Source organism: Pseudarthrobacter oxydans, from assembly GCF_034258515.1.
Lineage (GTDB): Bacteria > Actinomycetota > Actinomycetes > Actinomycetales > Micrococcaceae > Arthrobacter.
The window spans coordinates 686,503-703,183 of record NZ_CP139438.1; the positions used below are offsets into that span (position 1 = coordinate 686,503).

Here is a 16,681-nt window from a genome sequence, read left to right on the forward strand (position 1 = left end):
ACCGCGCCGGCGTTCATTCCACTTTGATACGGTCCGCCCTGTTGAATAGGTGGCGTGGACATACTTGCTGGAGTAAGCACCGAATGGCTCAAGGCCCTGACCTGGATCACGGCAGTAACAGTCGGCGTGGCAATCCTCCTGTGGCGGCCGCGGCGGCCCGACCTGGCGGGTCTGGCAGCCCTGGTGGTGTTCATGGCAGCCAGTGCCGGCGCGGGGATCTACGTCCTGAACCACCTGGGCGACGGCCGCTGGGGCGGTGACCAGCAGTCAAAACTGAGCCCGCCTCCGCTCACTGACGCACCGATGGTGGGGCAGTTCCTGGAACCGCTGGAAGGGATGCTGGGCGGCGTTACCGACGGCATCAACGAGTTCGTGGACTTCCGGTCCGCGTTGCCGGTGGCGCTGGATTTCTTTGTTGCCGCGGGCTGGGCGCTCGCGCTTTCGGTGCCCCTGGCGCTGGTGGCCATGGTAGTCACCGCCAGGGCAGCCAAGCGGCTCAAGGCAGAATTCACAGGCTATAAGTCTGAAGTTGAGCAACTCCGGAAGGAGCTCGAACTCGTCAAGCGCCACGTAGGTTACCAAGCGCACGACATTATCTGAGACGGATTCCCCTATGCCGCCGAAGTGCGGGTAGCATCTTTAGCTAGTTACGTGGCTCACAGTATCCAGCGCAGTGTACGAGCCAAGTCCGAACCCTCGAAAGATAGTTTCCATGGCTCACACTGCAACGAATCCCGAAACCGATCTTGCCTCCGAACTGAGGGCAGACGTCCGTCGCGTCTCCACCCTGCTGGGAGAATCGCTGGTCCGCCAGCACGGACCTGAGCTCCTTGACCTGGTGGAGCAGGTGCGCCTCCTCACCAAGGAGTCCAAGGAAGCGGCCCGCGGCGGTGCGGACGCCACCGGTCCCTGGAGCGCGCACGACGTCGTGGCCCAGGTCCGCGAGCTCCTGGGCTCCCTGCCCATCGGGCAGGCCACCGACCTGGTCCGCGCCTTCGCTTTCTACTTCCACCTCGCCAACGCCGCCGAACAGGTCCACCGGGTGCGGGGGCTGCGCACGCGCGCTGAAAAGGACGGCTGGCTGGCCAAGACGGTTGCCGACATCGCTGACCAGGCCGGACCGGCGGTGCTGCAGGAAGTGGTCAACGGGCTGGACGTCCGCCCCATCTTCACCGCCCACCCCACCGAAGCCTCGCGCCGGTCCGTGCTGGACAAGATCCGCAAGCTCTCCGACGTGCTGGCCCGGCCCACCGCAGAGGGCACCACTGCACGCCGGCGCCAGGACCGCCAGCTGGCCGAAATCATCGACCAGATGTGGCAGACGGACGAGCTCCGCCAGGTTCGGCCCACGCCGGTGGACGAGGCCCGCAACGCCATCTATTACCTGGGCAGCATCCTCACCGACGCAATGCCGGAGATGCTGAGCGAATTCTCCGACCTGCTGGGCGAGCACGGAGTAACCCTTGCATCCCAGGACGCCCCCATCCGCTTCGGCTCATGGATCGGCGGCGACCGGGACGGCAACCCCAACGTCACCGCCGCGGTCACCCGGGAGATCCTGCAGATCCAGAACCAGCATGCGGTCCGCATCAGCATCGGCATGATCGACGAACTGATCTCCATCCTTTCCAACTCCACCGCGCTCGCGGGGGCGGACCCGGAGTTGCTGGAATCCATCGAGGCCGACCTGCAGAAACTGCCCGGCCTGGATAAGCGGGTGCTGGAGCTCAACGCCCAGGAGCCCTACCGGCTGAAGCTGACCTGCATCAAGGCCAAGCTGATCAACACCGGCAAGCGGGTGGCGGCGGGCTCGCACCACGAACACGGCCGCGACTACAGCGGCACCGGCGAACTCCTGGCGGACCTGGAACTGGTGGAGCTCTCTCTCCGCAACCACTCGGCGTCGTTGGCTGCCGACGGCGCACTGGCCCGGGTGCGCCGCGCCATCGCCTCGTTCGGACTCCACCTGGCAACCCTGGACATCCGCGAGCACGCCGACCACCACCATGACGCCGTTGGCCAGCTGATGGACCGCCTGGGCGGACCCGGCCTGCGCTATGCGGAACTCAGCCGCGAGGAACGCTTTGAGGTGCTCGGTTCCGAGCTCGCCTCGCGCCGGCCGCTGTCCGGGCACCCGATCAAGCTCGACGGCGCCGCTGACGGCACGTACGACGTCTTCCGTGAGATCCGCCGCGCCCTGCGCACGTACGGCCCGGACGTCATCGAGACCTACATCATCTCCATGACCCGCGGCGCCGACGACGTCCTGGCCGCGGCCGTCCTGGCCCGTGAGGCCGGCCTGGTGAACCTCTTTGGCGAGAAGCCCTACGCCAGGCTCGGGTTCGCGCCCCTGCTGGAGACCGTTGAGGAGCTGCGGGCCTCCGCGGAGATCGTTGACCAGCTGCTGTCCGATCCCTCCTACCGCGAACTGGTGCGCCTGCGCGGGGACGTCCAGGAAGTCATGCTTGGCTACTCGGACTCCAACAAGGAATCCGGCGTGATGACCAGCCAGTGGGAAATCCACAAGACCCAGCGGAAGCTGCGGGACGTCGCCGCCAAGCACGGCGTGCGCGTGCGCCTGTTCCATGGCCGCGGCGGGTCGGTGGGCCGCGGCGGCGGACCCACGTACGATGCCATCCTGGCGCAGCCCAACGGCGTGCTCGAAGGCGAGATCAAGTTCACGGAACAGGGCGAGGTCATCTCGGACAAATACTCCCTGCCCGAGCTCGCCCGCGAAAACCTTGAGCTGTCCCTGGCCGCCGTGCTGCAGGGCTCGGCCCTGCACAAGGACCCGCGCACCTCCGCCGACCAGCGGGAACGCTACGGGCACGTCATGGAGACCATCTCCGACGCCGCTTTCGACCGCTACCGGAACCTGATCGACAACCCCGACCTTCCGGCCTACTTCATGGCCTCCACCCCGGTGGAGCAACTGGGCTCGCTGAACATCGGCTCCCGCCCGTCCAAGCGGCCGGATTCCGGAGCGGGCCTCGGCGGCCTGCGTGCCATCCCTTGGGTGTTCGGCTGGACGCAGTCCCGCCAGATCGTCCCCGGCTGGTTCGGCGTGGGCTCCGGCCTCAAGGCGGCCCGCGAGGCCGGCAACGCGGCGCAGCTCGTGGAAATGTGGGAGAACTGGCATTTCTTCCGGTCCGTGCTCTCCAACGTGGAGATGACCCTCGCCAAGACGGACCTGGACATCGCCGGCTACTACGTCTCCACCCTCGTCCCCGAGGAACTGCATCACATCTTCCGGTCCATCCGGGAGGAGTATGAGCTGACAGTATCCGAGGTGCAGAAGCTGACAGGCGAGAACCTGCTCCTGGATGCCCAGCCCACGCTCAAGCGTTCACTCGAAATCCGGGACCAATACCTGGATCCCATCAGCTACCTGCAGGTGGAGCTCCTGCGCCGCGTCCGGGCTGAAGCGGCTGAAGCCGCTGATGGCATCAGCGGCGCCGAAATTGACGAACGCCTCCAGCGCGCCATGCTGATCACCGTCAACGGCGTGGCAGCCGGGCTCCGGAACACGGGCTAGGCGTTCTGGCGTTGCGCCATCACTCTTGGTTGCTCCCGTGCCGGGAAGCAACTAAAAGTGATAGCGCATCCGTAAGTGGCCGCTGCTGCCCCTACAGGCAGCGGACCTTCGGGTTGTAGGTTGCCAGCACACCGTCCGGGTTACCCTGCCAGAGGTAGGCGTGGAGGTCGTAGTGGATCGGCATGCCAGGGGCGTGGCCCAGCATGGGGCCGTCAAAGTCCTTGCCAAACATGGAGGGCCGGTCGCTGTCGGTTCCCAGGTCTTGGTCCTCGTCCACCTTGAACCATTCTGCGGCCACCAGCCTGAGTTGGCCCGCGCTGTTGGCTGCGTACGTCAGTGCGTCCGGGGTCAGCGGGTCCATCTGGCCGAACTGGCTGAAGTTGACGTAGTGGAAGCCCATGCCTGGAACACATTCACCCACTGCCTCGTACCCGGCCATTACGGCTGCGTCAACGTTGCGGTACTGGACCGTGGCTTGGCGAACCGCCGCCAGGTCGCTCTGGCCCGAGCCTGCTGAAGCGGCACTGATGCCCAAAACCGAGGCCAGGAGGACCGCAAATGTGGTGGCAAAAGCGCGAAGGATATTCCGTCTCATGTTCCGTCTTCTTTTCTCGTTGTTGATACTGAAGATGAGACCGCGGGGCTAGTGTAGCCCCGCCGTACCGGAGACCGCCATGGGTGATTTGGATCCACTGCCGGACGGGCTTTTCGCAGGCTATTGATTAGGGTTGAAGGCATGCCCTCCTTCCAGACCCGCCTGAAGATCACCGGACTTCGGCCGGGTAACCCGCCTGAAGCCGTGATGGACGCTGCGGTGGAAGCGCTGGGAACCCGCCACCATGTGGAGTCGAACCAGCTGCAGATTGCCGGCGGGGTGCCGCAGCTGAACCTGCGGTTCCTCGTGGAGGCCACCGAGTACAGCGGTGAGAACCAGCGGGCGCGGGAATCGGCAGCCATGATGCGGGACGCCGTCGAACGCGTTGCCCTCACCGGTTCGCTCACGGTGCTGCGCCGCAACCGCGGCCGCTGGGCTCCCGTGTAGGACCCGCTGCCACTGGGCCCGGTGTCGTCCAGCGCTCAGCCCAGAGGGCCCGGTTCCTCCACTGGTGACCGGCTGCCGCGCCGCCGGGTCACGATCACGCCGACGGCGGCGCCCACCACCAGGCCGAGCGCCACTCCAATCAGCGAGCTGGCCCAAAACGGCAGCTTGGTTGCCGAGCCCGTGAAGTAGCCCAGGCCCACCAGCCAGCATGCCCACAGCACTGCCCCGATGCCCGCGCACAGGCTGAATCCCGGCGCGGAGACGTTGGCTATGCCGGCAGCGGCCGAGGTGGCCAGCCGGCCGCCCGGGATAAACCTGGCACCGATGATGGTCCCGTAGGTGGACGAACGGCCGGCTTTGGCGATGGCTTCGTGGATGCCCTGGTGGACCCGCCGGCCCCACTTCCACCGGTCCAGCACGTGACTCAGCCGCCGCCGGAAGAGCTGGAAAACCACCATGTCGCCGATCCAGGAGGCCACGGCCGAGAGTATTACCACCAGGAAGACGTTGGCGCGTCCGTCCGCGGACAGGGCGCCGGCGGTGATCACCACCATTTCGGAGGGAACGGGCGGGAAGATGGCATCACCGAGAACCACGGGGATGATCCAAAAGTAGATCGCCGTCCCCCAGCTCTCAGCGCTGCCGAAGTCCATGGCCCAACTGCCGGCCGGCCAGGAAGTACCAGTACGGCCAGGCGATCCAGGCGGCTGCTCCCGCCGCGACGCCGGCACCGCCAACCCCGTAGCGGATCCAGCGGGGAAGCTGCTCCACGGCGGTGAGGCCGGCCACGGGCAGCGCCACCAGCAGCGAACCTCCAATGGCCTGCCCCAGTCTGGCGAGCTTCCGCGGGTACCCCCCGGAGGCCAGGAGCTCCCGGTGTGCCAGCAGGAACCAGCCCGCCTGGACGGTCATCGCCGCGACCGAAATGACGGTGGAGCTCTTGAAATCGAGCTGCCTGGAAACCAGCAGGAACGAGCTTGCGGATCCGGCCGCGCAGGAAGCAATGACCACCCACTTGCCGGCCTCGGAGGCGCCCGTCCGGGGCAGCCGGCGGTGGACCTGGAGGATTACGGGGATGGCCACCAGGTTGAATACGGCGCCCGTTGCGTCATTGATGGTGCCGAAGACATAGGGTCCGTTGCGGGGGACTTCCACGGCAAACATGGCGCCCAGGGTGGCCACTCCCACCGCGCCCAGCCCGGCTGCTGCGTACGCAAAACGGGCGGCTGTCCGATCGCCGGGTATTTCGATGAGCGCGTCCATTGTGCTTCCTTGCCTTGGCCCAGGTATCCCTCAGGATAGTCCCGTCGGCACCCGCCATCCAGAGGACGGAGCGGCCAGGCGCGGCCGGTCAGCTGCGGGCGGGACCGGCAGTGCTGAGTTCAAGCCGGCTGCGGTACTCCACGGGCTTTCCCGCGATGGGGTCAACAAACCGGATGCCGCGGGCCAGCAGCTGGAGCGGCCGGCTGTAGTCGTCCGGTGCCTTGTCCAGCAGCTCCGGATAGAACGCGTCGTTGATGATGCCCAGGCCGAGTGAAGCCATGTGCACCCGCAGCTGGTGGGTCTTTCCGGTATGCGGCTCCAGCCGGTACCGCGCGAGGCGCCGGGGACCGCCCGATGCCGCGGCCGTGGCGCCGGAGGCACCCGGGGAAGCGCCGGCGTCGAACGTTTCCAGCCGCTCGATCCGGGTTTCCGCGTTGGGTTCACCGTCCACCACTTCGGCGAGCAGGTAGCTGCGGGACTTGGTCATCCGGTTGCGCACCACCACGGGAAATTCGACGGCGGCATGGCCGGGGGCAGGGTGGGCGGCGGCCACGCACTCGTACTCCTTCTGCACCTGGCGCTTCTCGAAGAGCACCTGGTACTTGCCGCGGGTCTGCGGATTGGTGGAGAACAGCAGTACCCCGGCGGTCATGCGGTCAAGCCGGTGCATGGGAATCAGGTCCGGCAGTTCCAGCTGGTTGCGCAGGCGCACCAGCGCCGACTCCTGGATGTAGGTGCCGCCCGGGGTGGTGGGCAGGAAATGCGGCTTGTCCACCACCAGCAGGTGCTCGTCCTGGTGGAGGATGCTGATGTCCACCGGGATCCGCGTCTCCGGCGGCAGGCTGCGGTAGTACCAGATGAAGGTGTGGTCCTGGAGGGGAGTAGCCCGGTCCAGCGGCACCCCGCCCTCGCCAACGATCTCGCCGGCGTCGAACCTGTCCTCGATGCCCTGCGGATCGATATGCCCCCAGCGGTGCATCATGTAGTCCATTGCGGTGTCCCACGGGCCCTCTTCCGGCAGGCGCAGGCGGGTGGCGTTCACGCCGTCGCGCACGGGGAGGGGGGATTGCATCACCGGTCCATTCTACCGGCGCGCGTTCCTGCCCGTTCGGCGAACTAAAACCGACGACAAAAAAGTTCTTGACAATAAAAATTGTCGGTGGCAATACTGGAAGCATGTTGGAGATAGCGGTTATTGAGGACCCGGCAGCGGCCGAGGTGTCACTCGATCCGATCCGTACCCGGATCCTTCGGGAGCTGGTCCAGCCGGCATCGGCCACCCGGCTCGCGGTCAGGCTGGCGCTGCCGAGGCAGAAGGTCAACTACCACCTGAAGGCCCTGGAGAAGCACGGGCTGGTGGAGCTGGTGGAGGAGCGGCGCAAGGGCAACGTGACCGAGCGCGTCGTCCAGGCCACGGCCTCGTCCTACCTGATCTCGCCCCAGGCGCTGGCCTCGATCTCACCGGATCCGGGCCGCTTTTCCAGTCATTTCTCGGCGTTCTGGCTGCTGGCGCTTGCGGGCCGGATGGTGCAGGAGCTGGGCAAGCTGATTGCCGGCGCGGCCGCGGCCCGCCAGGAGCTGGCCACGTTCGCGGTGGACGGCGAAGTCACCTTCCGCACCGCGGCCGACCGCGCAGCCTTCGCCGAGGAGCTCGGCGTGGCAGTCACCCGACTGGTGGACAAATACCACGACGGCGACGCCCCCCGCGGGCGGCGGCACCGCCTCGTGGTGGCCCTTCATCCCGTCCTCAAGCCGCTCAAGGAAACAACGGAAACCCCCTCAGGCAAGGAGCAGGACAATGACTGACAACCGCAACTTCGAAATCGTCTGCGACACCGAGCTTCCGGGCACGCCGGAGCGCGTGTGGGAGGCTGTGACCACTGGAACGCCCGCGTGGATGTTCCCCACGGACCAGTGGCCGGACGTCAAGACCGTCAAGGAATACCCGACGCACCTCGTGTCCAGGATGGAGGGGCCGGACGGCTGGTTCAACCAGCTGGAGCACGTCCTGGAACCGCTTGACGGCGGTGGCGCCCGCCTCCACTACGTCCACAGCGGGATCTTTGCGGACAGCTGGGACGAACAGTACGACGGCGCCTCCCGCCACACCGAGTTTTACCTCCACACCCTGGGCCAGTACCTGCAGTACTTCGACGGCCGGCCCGTGGTATTCACGGACATCCAGGCGCCGGCGGCGTCCCAGTCACCAGACGGCTTTGCCCGGCTGCGCGGCGCGCTGGGCCTGGCGTCCGCGGAGCAGGGTTCACGCCTGGACGTGGAGCTCGACGGCATGGGGAGGCTTTCAGGGGAAGTGGACTTCTCCAATGAGCACTTCCTTGGCCTGCGGACATCCGAGGCCATGTACCGCTTCTTCGGCCGCAACGCGTGGGGCGCACCCGTCGGGATGACCGTCCATGATTTCAGCGGTGCAGGGGATTCCGAAGCCACCGCCAGGGCATGGGGCAACTTCCTGGCGAAGGTGTACGCGTAGGGCTGCCGCCGGGACGCGCACCGCTGGCGACAGCCGAGGGTCAGGCAATGGCCACGGCCGGGGCGTTCCTGAGGGTGCGCCGGAGCTGCGGGGCGGCATCCAGCCGGTCCTGCGCTGAACGCAGGGCCAGGACTGCGGTCTCCAGCTTCTCCGGCGGCAGGGTAAAGGGCACCCGGAGGTAGCGTTCGAAGGCGCCGCCAACCCCGAAGCGCGGCCCTGCCGCCAGCCGGATTCCAAAGTCGGGGGCTATGACTGTCAGCGCAGTGCTGATGGGGGCCGGCAGCCTGCACCACGCCGAGAGGCCGCCGGCAGGGTACGCCACCTCCCATTCGGGCAAGTGGCCGGCGAGGAGTTCCAGGAGCGCGGCCCGGCTGTCCCGGAGCGCGGCTAGACGGGCCGGCAGGGGCTCGTCCAAGGCCCTGACCAGGTGGGCGGCGGCCAGTTGCTCCATCAGGGGTCCGCCCAGATCCAGCGAGGTCCGCGCTGCCGCAAAGCGCTGGACCAGGTCCGGAGTAGCCCGGATCCAGCCTGTGCGGAGGCCGCCCCAATGGGATTTGCTGAGCGAGCCGATGGTTACCACTGCCGGGCTGAAAGCCGCGACGGGAGTGGTCCCGGCGCCGTCAAGGTTCAGCTCCCGGAGGGTCTCATCCACCACCAGGACGGTGCCGGCGGCCGCGGCCGCGCGGACCAGCCGGCGGCGCTGGAGGTCCGGCATCAGTTGGCCCGTTGGATTGTGGAAGTCCGGAACCACGTACGCCAGCTTGGGCCGCTGCTGCTGCAGTGCCGCCTGGATGCTGTCCATGTCCCACCCCGGCCGGCCCCCGGAGAATGCCACCGGAACGGGGCGGCACCCGGCCGCCCGGATGGCATCGAGGGCGTTCGGGTAGCTGGGGTGCTCCACCAGCACCCGTTCCTGCCGGCCGGCAAGGGCGCGAAGGACGATGTTGAGGGCATGCTGCGCGCCCGACGTCACCAGGATCTGGTCCGCGGTTGTGGGCGCTCCGGCCGCGGTGTAGCGCGCCGCCACTGCCTCCCGCAGGGGGAGCAGGCCGATGGCGTCGTAGCCGAAGCCGGGGAGCAGAGCCGGGAGTTCGGTGAGGGCGGCCGCGAACGCGCGGTGCACCACCTCTCCGCTGGCGGGAAGGGAGGCATAGGCGAGGTCGATCAGTCCTTCCGGGGCAGCCAGTCCGGGGGCGGTGAGCGCCGGGTCCTTGCGCGCCGGGCCTGTGAATACCGTGGTGCCTGCCGGGGTCACCGGCGGGATCCGTGTCCGGCTCCTGCTGCCTTGGCCGCCGGTAAGGAAACCCTGGTCACGGAGCAGGCCGTAGGCGGCAGTCACCGTGGTCCGGCTGACGCCCAGGACGTCGGACAGCGCCCGCTCGCTGGGCAGGGCCGTGTCCAGGGCCACCCGCCCGTCGAGCACCAGCAGGCGTACGACGTCGGCCAGCTCGCGGTAAGCGGCCGCGGCACCAACGTTCCACTCGCCCAAGAGACGGGCAAGGCCGGCGGCGGTGAGGGATGACATCAGGCCAGTATTTCAGACTGGCTATGTAAATCAAGGCCAGTTTTCTGACAGGGTCGTGTGTATGTTGACCCGCAGACTTCTTCAGCTCTTTACCGGCCTTGCCATGTACGGCATCTCCCTCGCCATGTTCATCCGCGCCGGGCTGGGCCTGGACCCGTGGGATGTCTTTCACCAGGGTGTCGCTGGCAGGACCGGGCTCAGCATCGGTGTGGTGGTCATCATCGTCAGTTTCCTGGTGCTGCTGCTGTGGATTCCGTTGCGGCAGTGGCCGGGGTTCGGAACCCTCTGCAACGCCGTCCTGGTTGGCTTGTTCGCGGACATCGGTCTCGCCCTGATTCCCGCGTTCTCCCACCTGGGCGGACAGGTGGGCCTGCTTGCCGGCGCGGTGCTGCTGAACGGCATCGCTTCGGCCTGCTACATCGGCGCCCGTTTCGGTCCCGGCGCACGGGACGGACTGATGACCGGGCTGGCGAGGCGTACTGGCTGGTCTGTCCGGGTGTCCCGCACGCTGATCGAAATTGTTGTCCTCGCCGTCGGCTGGTTCCTTGGTGGCTCCGTGGGAGTGGGGACTGTTGTGTACGCCCTTGCCATCGGCCCCCTGGTCCAGCTCCTGCTGCCGGTCTTCATGGTGACCGCTGCACACGCCGACGCTGGAAGCGGCGGCGACTCCCGAAGCGCAGCCCCGGAGCCGCTTGCCAGCACCAACTGAGGCGGCAGGCGGGGGCGGGGAATCCTAGGCCAACAGGGGCTGGCATGTGGGGCAGAAGTAGATGTCCCGTTCCTCGTCGCCGTTCAGCTTGCCCAGCACCCCGCGCCGGATGGGTGTTCCGCACTTGAGGCAGGCCTGGTGTTCCCTGCGGTACACCCAGTAGCCGGGCCGCCCCGCCATCCTGCCCACCGGCAGGCCCCTGGCGTTGAGGATGGTGACCCGGCGGCCGGGGCCCAGGTTGACTTCCAGGAGCTGCTTGGCGTCGGTCATGAGGGTCCGCAGGTCCGCCACCGAGGACACCGGCGAGGCGGGGTGCACCCCGGAGAGGAAGCACGCCTCGCACCGGTAGATGTTGCCGATCCCGGCAAGGTTCCTCTGGTCCAGGAGGGCCACGCCCACGGGGACGTCCGGGGCGGAGCGGATCCGCCGTTCTGCTTCGTCCGGGTCCCAGTCCGGGCCCAGCAGGTCCGGGCCCAGGAATCCCACGATGGAATCCTCGCTTGCGGTGGCCACCACTTCCACGATGCCCAGCGAGAATCCGACGGCGTCCGCAGCCGCGGTCCGCAGCACGCAACGGGCCGTGTAGCCTGGTTTCCGCCACTTCCCCCCGGGCGGGTAGACCTGCCAGGTCCCTTCCATCTTCAGGTGGGAATGGATGGTGAGCCTCTTGTCGTCCGGTCCCACCACGCGCATCAGCAGGTGCTTGCCGCGCGCGACTACCTCGGCCACGGTCCAGCCGGCAAGGTTCAGCGTGGCGAAGCGCGGAACGCGGAAATCGGAGCCAAGCAGTGTCTGCCCTGCCAGTGCCTGGTGCAGCTGGTTGGCTGCACGCCAGACGGAGTCGCCCTCAGGCACGGATCCTCAGCCCCTTCGGGGTGGAGTAGGCGCCGGCGGAGCTGAGGGCTGCAGCCACCGGGGTGTCCAGGATGCCGTGGCCGTTGACCTTCTCCATGATGAGTTTGTCCACGGCCCCGCGGGTCACCACGCCCACCAGGGCTGCGCCTGCCGCCGCCAGCACGGCATCATCGCCGCTGAAAGCCAGCAGGGTCTTCCCGCCCCTCTCCACGTACAGGACCAGCGCCCCATCCACCAGCACCACCAGGGCGCCGGCTTTCCGCCCCGGACGGTGCCCGGTGCCGGCGTCGTCCTGGAGGGCGGGCCAGGGGAGGGCTGCACCGTACGGGTTGGCCGGGTCCGTGGCGGCCAGGGCAAGGGCAACCGGCTCGGGCTTGGCGAGCTGGCTGTCCTCTGAGTACGAGCGCAGCCGGTCAACAGTGGCCGGAACGGCGAATTGGGCCGCGCCCAGGTGCTCAATGAAGTAGCCGCGGCGGCAGCGCCCTGCCTCCTCCAGCCTGGCCAGGACTTTGTACATCAGGCCGAAGCCGCCCAGGATCTGTTCCGCCATCACGGATCCCCTGGTGACCACCCCGTAGCGGTCCAGCAGGAGTTCGGCAGTGGCGCGGGCGTGGATGGTGGCGTCCAGCTCCGGCTGCGGAAGGGCGGACCAGCGGCCGGCAGCCATCGGGGGAGTTGCGGCCGCCCCGGCCAAGGCGCCATAACGCCCGCCCGCCAGTCCCGGCGAGCCCACGAGCCCGCTTCCGTGGGAACGGCCCAGCCTGCTGAGCCGCGGAGCCCTGGCCCGCGGTGCCCGTGCCACCTGCCGATGCGCTGTATGTCCACCGGCAATCAGGGCGCGGACCGGGGCGAAGGTGTCCCCGGTGATCCGGCCTGCCCAGGCCAGGTCCCAGAGCGCCGCGACCACTTCCTGGTCGCTGAGCACGGAGTCCATGCCGCCGGCGACGTCCGTCAGTTGCCGGAAGAAGTAGCCGCCGCCGTTGTTCCGCAGGTGGTCCAGCAGCCGCTGCTGGGCATCACCGGGTTCGTACTCGACTGCGGGGCTCAGGGTCAGTTCCGCGGAGTCGGCGAGGTGAAGGCTGATCCAGCCGTCATTCCCGGGCAGGGCGCCTGCGCCGGACCAAAGGATTTCCCCGGCGGCCATGAGCTCGTCCAGCATGGCCGGCTGGTAGTTGGACACCCTGCTGGCGAGGATGAGCGGCTCCCACGCGGATGCCGGAACAGGAATTCCGGAGAGCTGGTCAACGGCCGTGATGATGCCGTCCAGGCCCCGCAGCGAGGGCTGGCCGCGGCCACCGCCTGGCGTGCGGACATGCTGCCAGGCGGGGAGGAAGCGCCCGTAGGCTGCCGCGTCCACTGGTTCCACTTCCGCGCGGAGGGCCGCCAGCGAACGACGGCGGAGCTTCCGCAGGACCTCGGCGTCGCACCATTCGCTGACGGCAGCATGGAGGGGCAGGTGCGGCGAGGGCAGGTCACCTGCCGGCGGGGGGCCCGGGTCCACCACACCAGGTTCCACGCCATCGGCGGGAGCGGCTTCGCCGCCGACCCCGCCCTCCCGGGGGGCTTCCGGCTGTGCGGCATGCGGCCGGAACTCGCCCTCCACCACGCGCCCGTCCGCGGCCAGGCGCTTCAGGGCCGTGCTGACGACTGCCACACCCAGGCCCAGCCGCGCTGCGGCCTCGGCGGCGGTGAAGGGTCCATGCGTGCGGGCGTAGCGCGAAACAAGGTCGCCGAGGGGGTCCGCCACGGGCTCGATGAAGGCGAGCGGGACGCCCATGGGCAGCGGAACGCCAATGGCGTCGCGGAGCCGCGCGGCGTCTTCAACGGCGGCAAACCGTTCCACGCCGCCGATGTTTACCTTGATGGCGCGGTTGGCCCGCTGCAGGGCGGTGAGGTGGGCAGCGGCTTCTGCGGGTTGGGCGTGCGCGGTGTTGGTGGGATCTGTGTTGGTGGGCTCTGTGTTGGTGGGCTCTGTGTTGGTGGGCTCTGTGTTGGTGGGCTCTGTGTTGGTGGGCTCTGCGTGGGTGGGCCCGGTTTCGGCAGGCTCAACCACGCCGGCAGGCTCAACCACCGGTGCAGGCTCAACCGCCGCGGCAGGTTCCAGCCGGGCGGCTACTTCCTCCGGTGCCAGGGGGCCAAGGAGCCGCAGCAGGTCGGCGACGCCCTCCATTCCCCGCACCCGCCGGTCCTGGGCCAGCCGCTGGAGCTCGCGCTCGGTGGCCTCGATGACCTTGGGATCCAGCAGTTCGCGAAGTTCCACCCGCCCCAGCAGCTCGTTGAGGAGCGTGGAGTCCAGGGCGAGTGCGGCAGCCCGGCGCTCAGCCAGCGGGGAGTCGCCCTCGTAGAGGAACTGTGCCACGTACCCGAACAGGAGGGACTTGGCGAACGGCGAGGGCTGGGAGGTGGTGGTCTGGACAATCCTCAGCTCGCGCCGCTCCACCGACGCCGCGATGTCCTTCAAAGCGGGAAGGTCATAAACGTCCTGCAGGCATTCACGGACGGTTTCCAGCACGATGGGGAAAGTCGGGTACTTCCGTGCAACATCGAGCAGTTGCGCGGAGCGCTGCCGCTGCTGCCACAGTGGCTGCCGCTTGCCGGGAGTCTGCCGCGGCAGCAACAGGGCACGGGCGGCACACTCCCGGAACCGCGACGCGAAGAGCGCGCTGCCGCCCACCTCTGCGGTGACGATCTGTTCCAGCTCCTCGGGGTCGAACAGGAACAGCTCCGCTCCCGGCGGCTCATCCTCCATCATGGGCACCCGAAGCACGATCCCGTCGTCGGCGGCCATGGCGGAGCCGTCCATCCCATAGCGCTGGTGGAGCCGCTGCCCGACGGCGAGGGCCCAGGGCGCGTGCACGGGCATGCCGAAGGGGCTGTGCAGGATCACCCGCCAGTCGCCCAGCTCGTCGTGGAACCGCTCCACCACCAGCGTGGTGTCGTTCGGTACAACCTCGGTGGCCAGTTTCTGCTCTTTGAGGTACTGGATCAGGTTGTTTGCCGCGAAGGCGTCCAGGCCGCTTGCCTCGCAGCGCTCGGTGGCAGGGCCGACGTCGGACGCTGACAGTTCGCGGACGAACGCGCCGAGGGCGCGCCCCAGGTCCACGGGCCGGCCCAGGGAATCGCCCTTCCAGAAGGGAAGCTTGCCCGGCTGGCCAAAGGCCGGGGAGACAAGCACGCGGTCGTGCGTGATGTCCTCGATTTTCCAGCTCGTCGCGCCCAGGGCAAAGACGTCCCCCACCCGTGACTCGTACACCATTTCCTCGTCCAGCTCGCCGACGCGCCGTCCTCCCTTTGGCGCGGGCGCCGGCTTGCCGTCAGCAGAAGGGGATGCGGCACCTTCCACTTCGGTGCCGATGATGTACACGCCGAAGAGGCCACGGTCCGGGATGGTTCCGCCGGAGGTCACGGCCAGGCGCTGAGCCCCCGGCCTGCCCTCGATGGTGCCCGCGTTGCGGTCCCAGATGATCCTGGGACGAAGCTCGGCGAACTCGTCCGACGGGTAGCGGCCGGCCAGCAGGTCAAGGGTGGCTTCGAAGGCGGAGCGGGGGAGGGACGCGAAAGGGGCGGAGCGCCGCACGGTGGCGAACCATTCCTCAACGTCGATGCTGCCAAGGGCGGCGGCAGCGACGGTCTGCTGGGCCAGGATGTCCAGGGGATTGGCGGGGATGCTGAGGCGCTCGATCTTGCCGGCCAGCATCCGCTCCACGGTGATGGCTGTGTGGACGAGGTCGGCACGGTGCTTTGGGAAGAGGACACCCTGGGAGACTTCGCCCACCTGGTGGCCGGCGCGGCCCACCCGCTGCAGGCCGCTGGCAACGGACGGCGGCGATTCCACCTGCACCACCAGGTCCACGGCACCCATGTCGATGCCCAGTTCCAGGGACGAGGTGGCCACCACGCACCGCAGCCGCCCGGACTTCAGGTCGTCCTCAATGAGCGCACGCTGGTCCTTGGAAACCGAGCCGTGGTGCGCGCGCGCCAGCACCGGATCCGCGCCCGCCGAGCTTCCCGCCTGCGCCATCATGTGCGCGGGCGTGGCCGTGGAGGCGGGAATCCCTGACGCCGCCGGTGGGGGGACCGGATCATCCCAGCCGCCGCCCACGGCCACCAGCTGCCGCTCAGCGTAAATCTCGTTGAGCCGTGCCGTGAGCCGCTCGGACAGCCGGCGGGAGTTGGCAAAGACGATCGTGGACTGGTTGGCGAGCACCAGGTCCACGATCTTCTCTTCCACATGCGGCCAGATGGATGCCTGCGGCTGCAGTCCGGAGGCCGGGCCCGAGTCAAAAGCGCCGGCAGCGCCCTGGAGGTCGGACATGTCCTCCACGGGAACCGAGACTGTGAGGTCCCAGTTCTTCTTGGCGGGCGGGGCCACGATTTCCACCGGTGCCGAACCTGCGAGGAACTGCGCCACGAGCTCCTTGGGTTCCACCGTGGCGGACAGGCCGATGCGCTGCGCCGGCTTGGGCAGCAAGGCATCCAGCCGTTCGAGTGAGACGGCCAGGTGGGCGCCGCGTTTAGTCCCGGCCACCGCGTGGACTTCATCGATGATGATGGTGTCCACTTCGGCCAGCGTTTCCCGTGCCCTGGAGGTCAGCATCAGGAACAGCGATTCCGGGGTGGTGATGAGGATGTCCGGCGGGCTGGTCAGCAGCGTCCGGCGGTCCGCGGCAGTAGTATCCCCCGAGCGCACGCCCACGGTGGTCAGCGGTGCCGGCAGGCCGAGCCGCTTGGCGGTCTGGGTGATGCCGATCAGCGGCGAGCGGAGGTTCCGTTCGACGTCCACGCCAAGGGCTTTCAGCGGCGAGATGTAGAGGACTCGGGTCTTGCGCTTGGGGGCCCGTATCCGCTTGCCTTTGGCGGGGGCCTTTTCGCCCGTGGCAGCGGCAGCGCCGGATGCGGCGGCATGGCGCTCGGCAGCCTCCGTTTCTTCGGTGGAGGCGATGAGCAGCCGGTCCAGCGCCCAGAGGAAAGCGGCAAGGGTCTTACCCGAACCGGTAGGAGCCACCACCAGGGCGTGCGAACCTGAGGAAATCGCCCGCCACGCGCCCTCCTGTGCGGGCGTCGGCCCTGGGAAGGCGCCGAGGAACCAGTCCCTGGTGGGCCGGCTGAACTGTGCCATGGCGGCGGCGCCGCCGGCATTCCCGCCGGCATTCCCGCCGGCAGTCCCGCCATTGGTGTTTCCAGTTTGGGGGCCCTGTTCCTGGATCATGCCTCCATCATGCCCCAAGCCACCGACACTGATGCCGGCCGTGCTCCGGCCT

13 protein-coding genes are annotated in these 16,681 nt (G+C 68.3%); 6 read left to right on the forward strand and 7 right to left on the reverse strand.

The window, feature by feature from the left end:
• Positions 1-54: 54 nt before the first annotated feature.
• Complete coding sequence (locus SMD14_RS03220; protein ID WP_321215298.1) at positions 55-600, forward strand: hypothetical protein; 546 nt, start codon at positions 55-57, stop codon at positions 598-600.
• A 112-nt stretch (positions 601-712) separates the two neighbouring features.
• Positions 713-3,535: a phosphoenolpyruvate carboxylase gene (ppc, locus tag SMD14_RS03225; protein WP_321215299.1), complete on the forward strand. Its 2,823-nt coding sequence runs from the start codon at positions 713-715 to the stop codon at positions 3,533-3,535.
• 91 nt (positions 3,536-3,626) lie between these two features.
• On the opposite strand, the gene SMD14_RS03230 is transcribed toward ppc, so the two are convergent.
• The gene (locus SMD14_RS03230) at positions 3,627-4,130 is read right to left on the reverse strand and encodes a hypothetical protein (protein ID WP_157239237.1); all 504 of its coding nucleotides are present in this window, start codon (positions 4,128-4,130) and stop codon (positions 3,627-3,629) included.
• A 141-nt stretch (positions 4,131-4,271) separates the two neighbouring features.
• On the opposite strand from SMD14_RS03230, the gene SMD14_RS03235 reads away from it, so the two are divergent.
• A complete protein-coding gene (locus SMD14_RS03235; protein WP_157239235.1) occupies positions 4,272-4,577 on the forward strand; it encodes a hypothetical protein in 306 nt (101 codons plus the stop codon).
• Positions 4,578-4,612: 35 nt separating this feature from the next.
• On the opposite strand, the gene SMD14_RS03240 is transcribed toward SMD14_RS03235, so the two are convergent.
• The 3 genes from SMD14_RS03240 to SMD14_RS03250 form a co-directional block, all read right to left on the reverse strand.
• Positions 4,613-5,230, reverse strand: a complete 618-nt coding sequence (locus tag SMD14_RS03240) for a DedA family protein (protein WP_157239233.1) — start codon at positions 5,228-5,230, stop codon at positions 4,613-4,615.
• The gene (locus tag SMD14_RS03245) at positions 5,211-5,840 is read right to left on the reverse strand and encodes a hypothetical protein (protein ID WP_321215300.1); all 630 of its coding nucleotides are present in this window, start codon (positions 5,838-5,840) and stop codon (positions 5,211-5,213) included. Before SMD14_RS03245 ends, SMD14_RS03240 begins: the two co-directional genes overlap by 20 nt.
• Before the next feature lie 88 nt (positions 5,841-5,928).
• Complete coding sequence (locus SMD14_RS03250; protein WP_321216211.1) at positions 5,929-6,912, reverse strand: RluA family pseudouridine synthase; 984 nt, start codon at positions 6,910-6,912, stop codon at positions 5,929-5,931.
• A gap of 104 nt (positions 6,913-7,016) precedes the next feature.
• On the opposite strand from SMD14_RS03250, the gene SMD14_RS03255 reads away from it, so the two are divergent.
• Positions 7,017-7,646 carry a helix-turn-helix domain-containing protein gene (locus SMD14_RS03255; RefSeq protein ID WP_321215301.1) on the forward strand — a complete coding sequence of 210 codons (630 nt, stop codon included), beginning with the start codon at positions 7,017-7,019 and terminating at the stop codon, positions 7,644-7,646.
• Positions 7,639-8,331 carry an SRPBCC domain-containing protein gene (locus tag SMD14_RS03260; protein ID WP_321215302.1) on the forward strand — a complete coding sequence of 231 codons (693 nt, stop codon included), beginning with the start codon at positions 7,639-7,641 and terminating at the stop codon, positions 8,329-8,331. Before SMD14_RS03255 ends, SMD14_RS03260 begins: the two co-directional genes overlap by 8 nt.
• A gap of 40 nt (positions 8,332-8,371) precedes the next feature.
• Here the strand turns inward: SMD14_RS03260 and SMD14_RS03265 are convergent, their stop codons facing one another.
• Positions 8,372-9,856, reverse strand: a complete 1,485-nt coding sequence (locus tag SMD14_RS03265; RefSeq protein WP_321215303.1) for a PLP-dependent aminotransferase family protein — start codon at positions 9,854-9,856, stop codon at positions 8,372-8,374.
• Between the two features lie 61 nt (positions 9,857-9,917).
• Between SMD14_RS03265 and SMD14_RS03270 the strand changes: the two genes are divergently transcribed.
• Positions 9,918-10,565 (forward strand): hypothetical protein, encoded by a 648-nt coding sequence (locus SMD14_RS03270; RefSeq protein WP_321215304.1) that lies wholly within the window; start codon positions 9,918-9,920, stop codon positions 10,563-10,565.
• Between the two features lie 24 nt (positions 10,566-10,589).
• On the opposite strand, the gene SMD14_RS03275 is transcribed toward SMD14_RS03270, so the two are convergent.
• Positions 10,590-11,420 carry a DNA-formamidopyrimidine glycosylase family protein gene (locus SMD14_RS03275; RefSeq protein WP_321215305.1) on the reverse strand — a complete coding sequence of 277 codons (831 nt, stop codon included), beginning with the start codon at positions 11,418-11,420 and terminating at the stop codon, positions 10,590-10,592.
• A complete protein-coding gene (locus SMD14_RS03280; RefSeq protein WP_321216212.1) occupies positions 11,413-16,539 on the reverse strand; it encodes a DEAD/DEAH box helicase in 5,127 nt (1,708 codons plus the stop codon). Before SMD14_RS03280 ends, SMD14_RS03275 begins: the two co-directional genes overlap by 8 nt.
• Positions 16,540-16,681 lie beyond the last annotated feature (142 nt).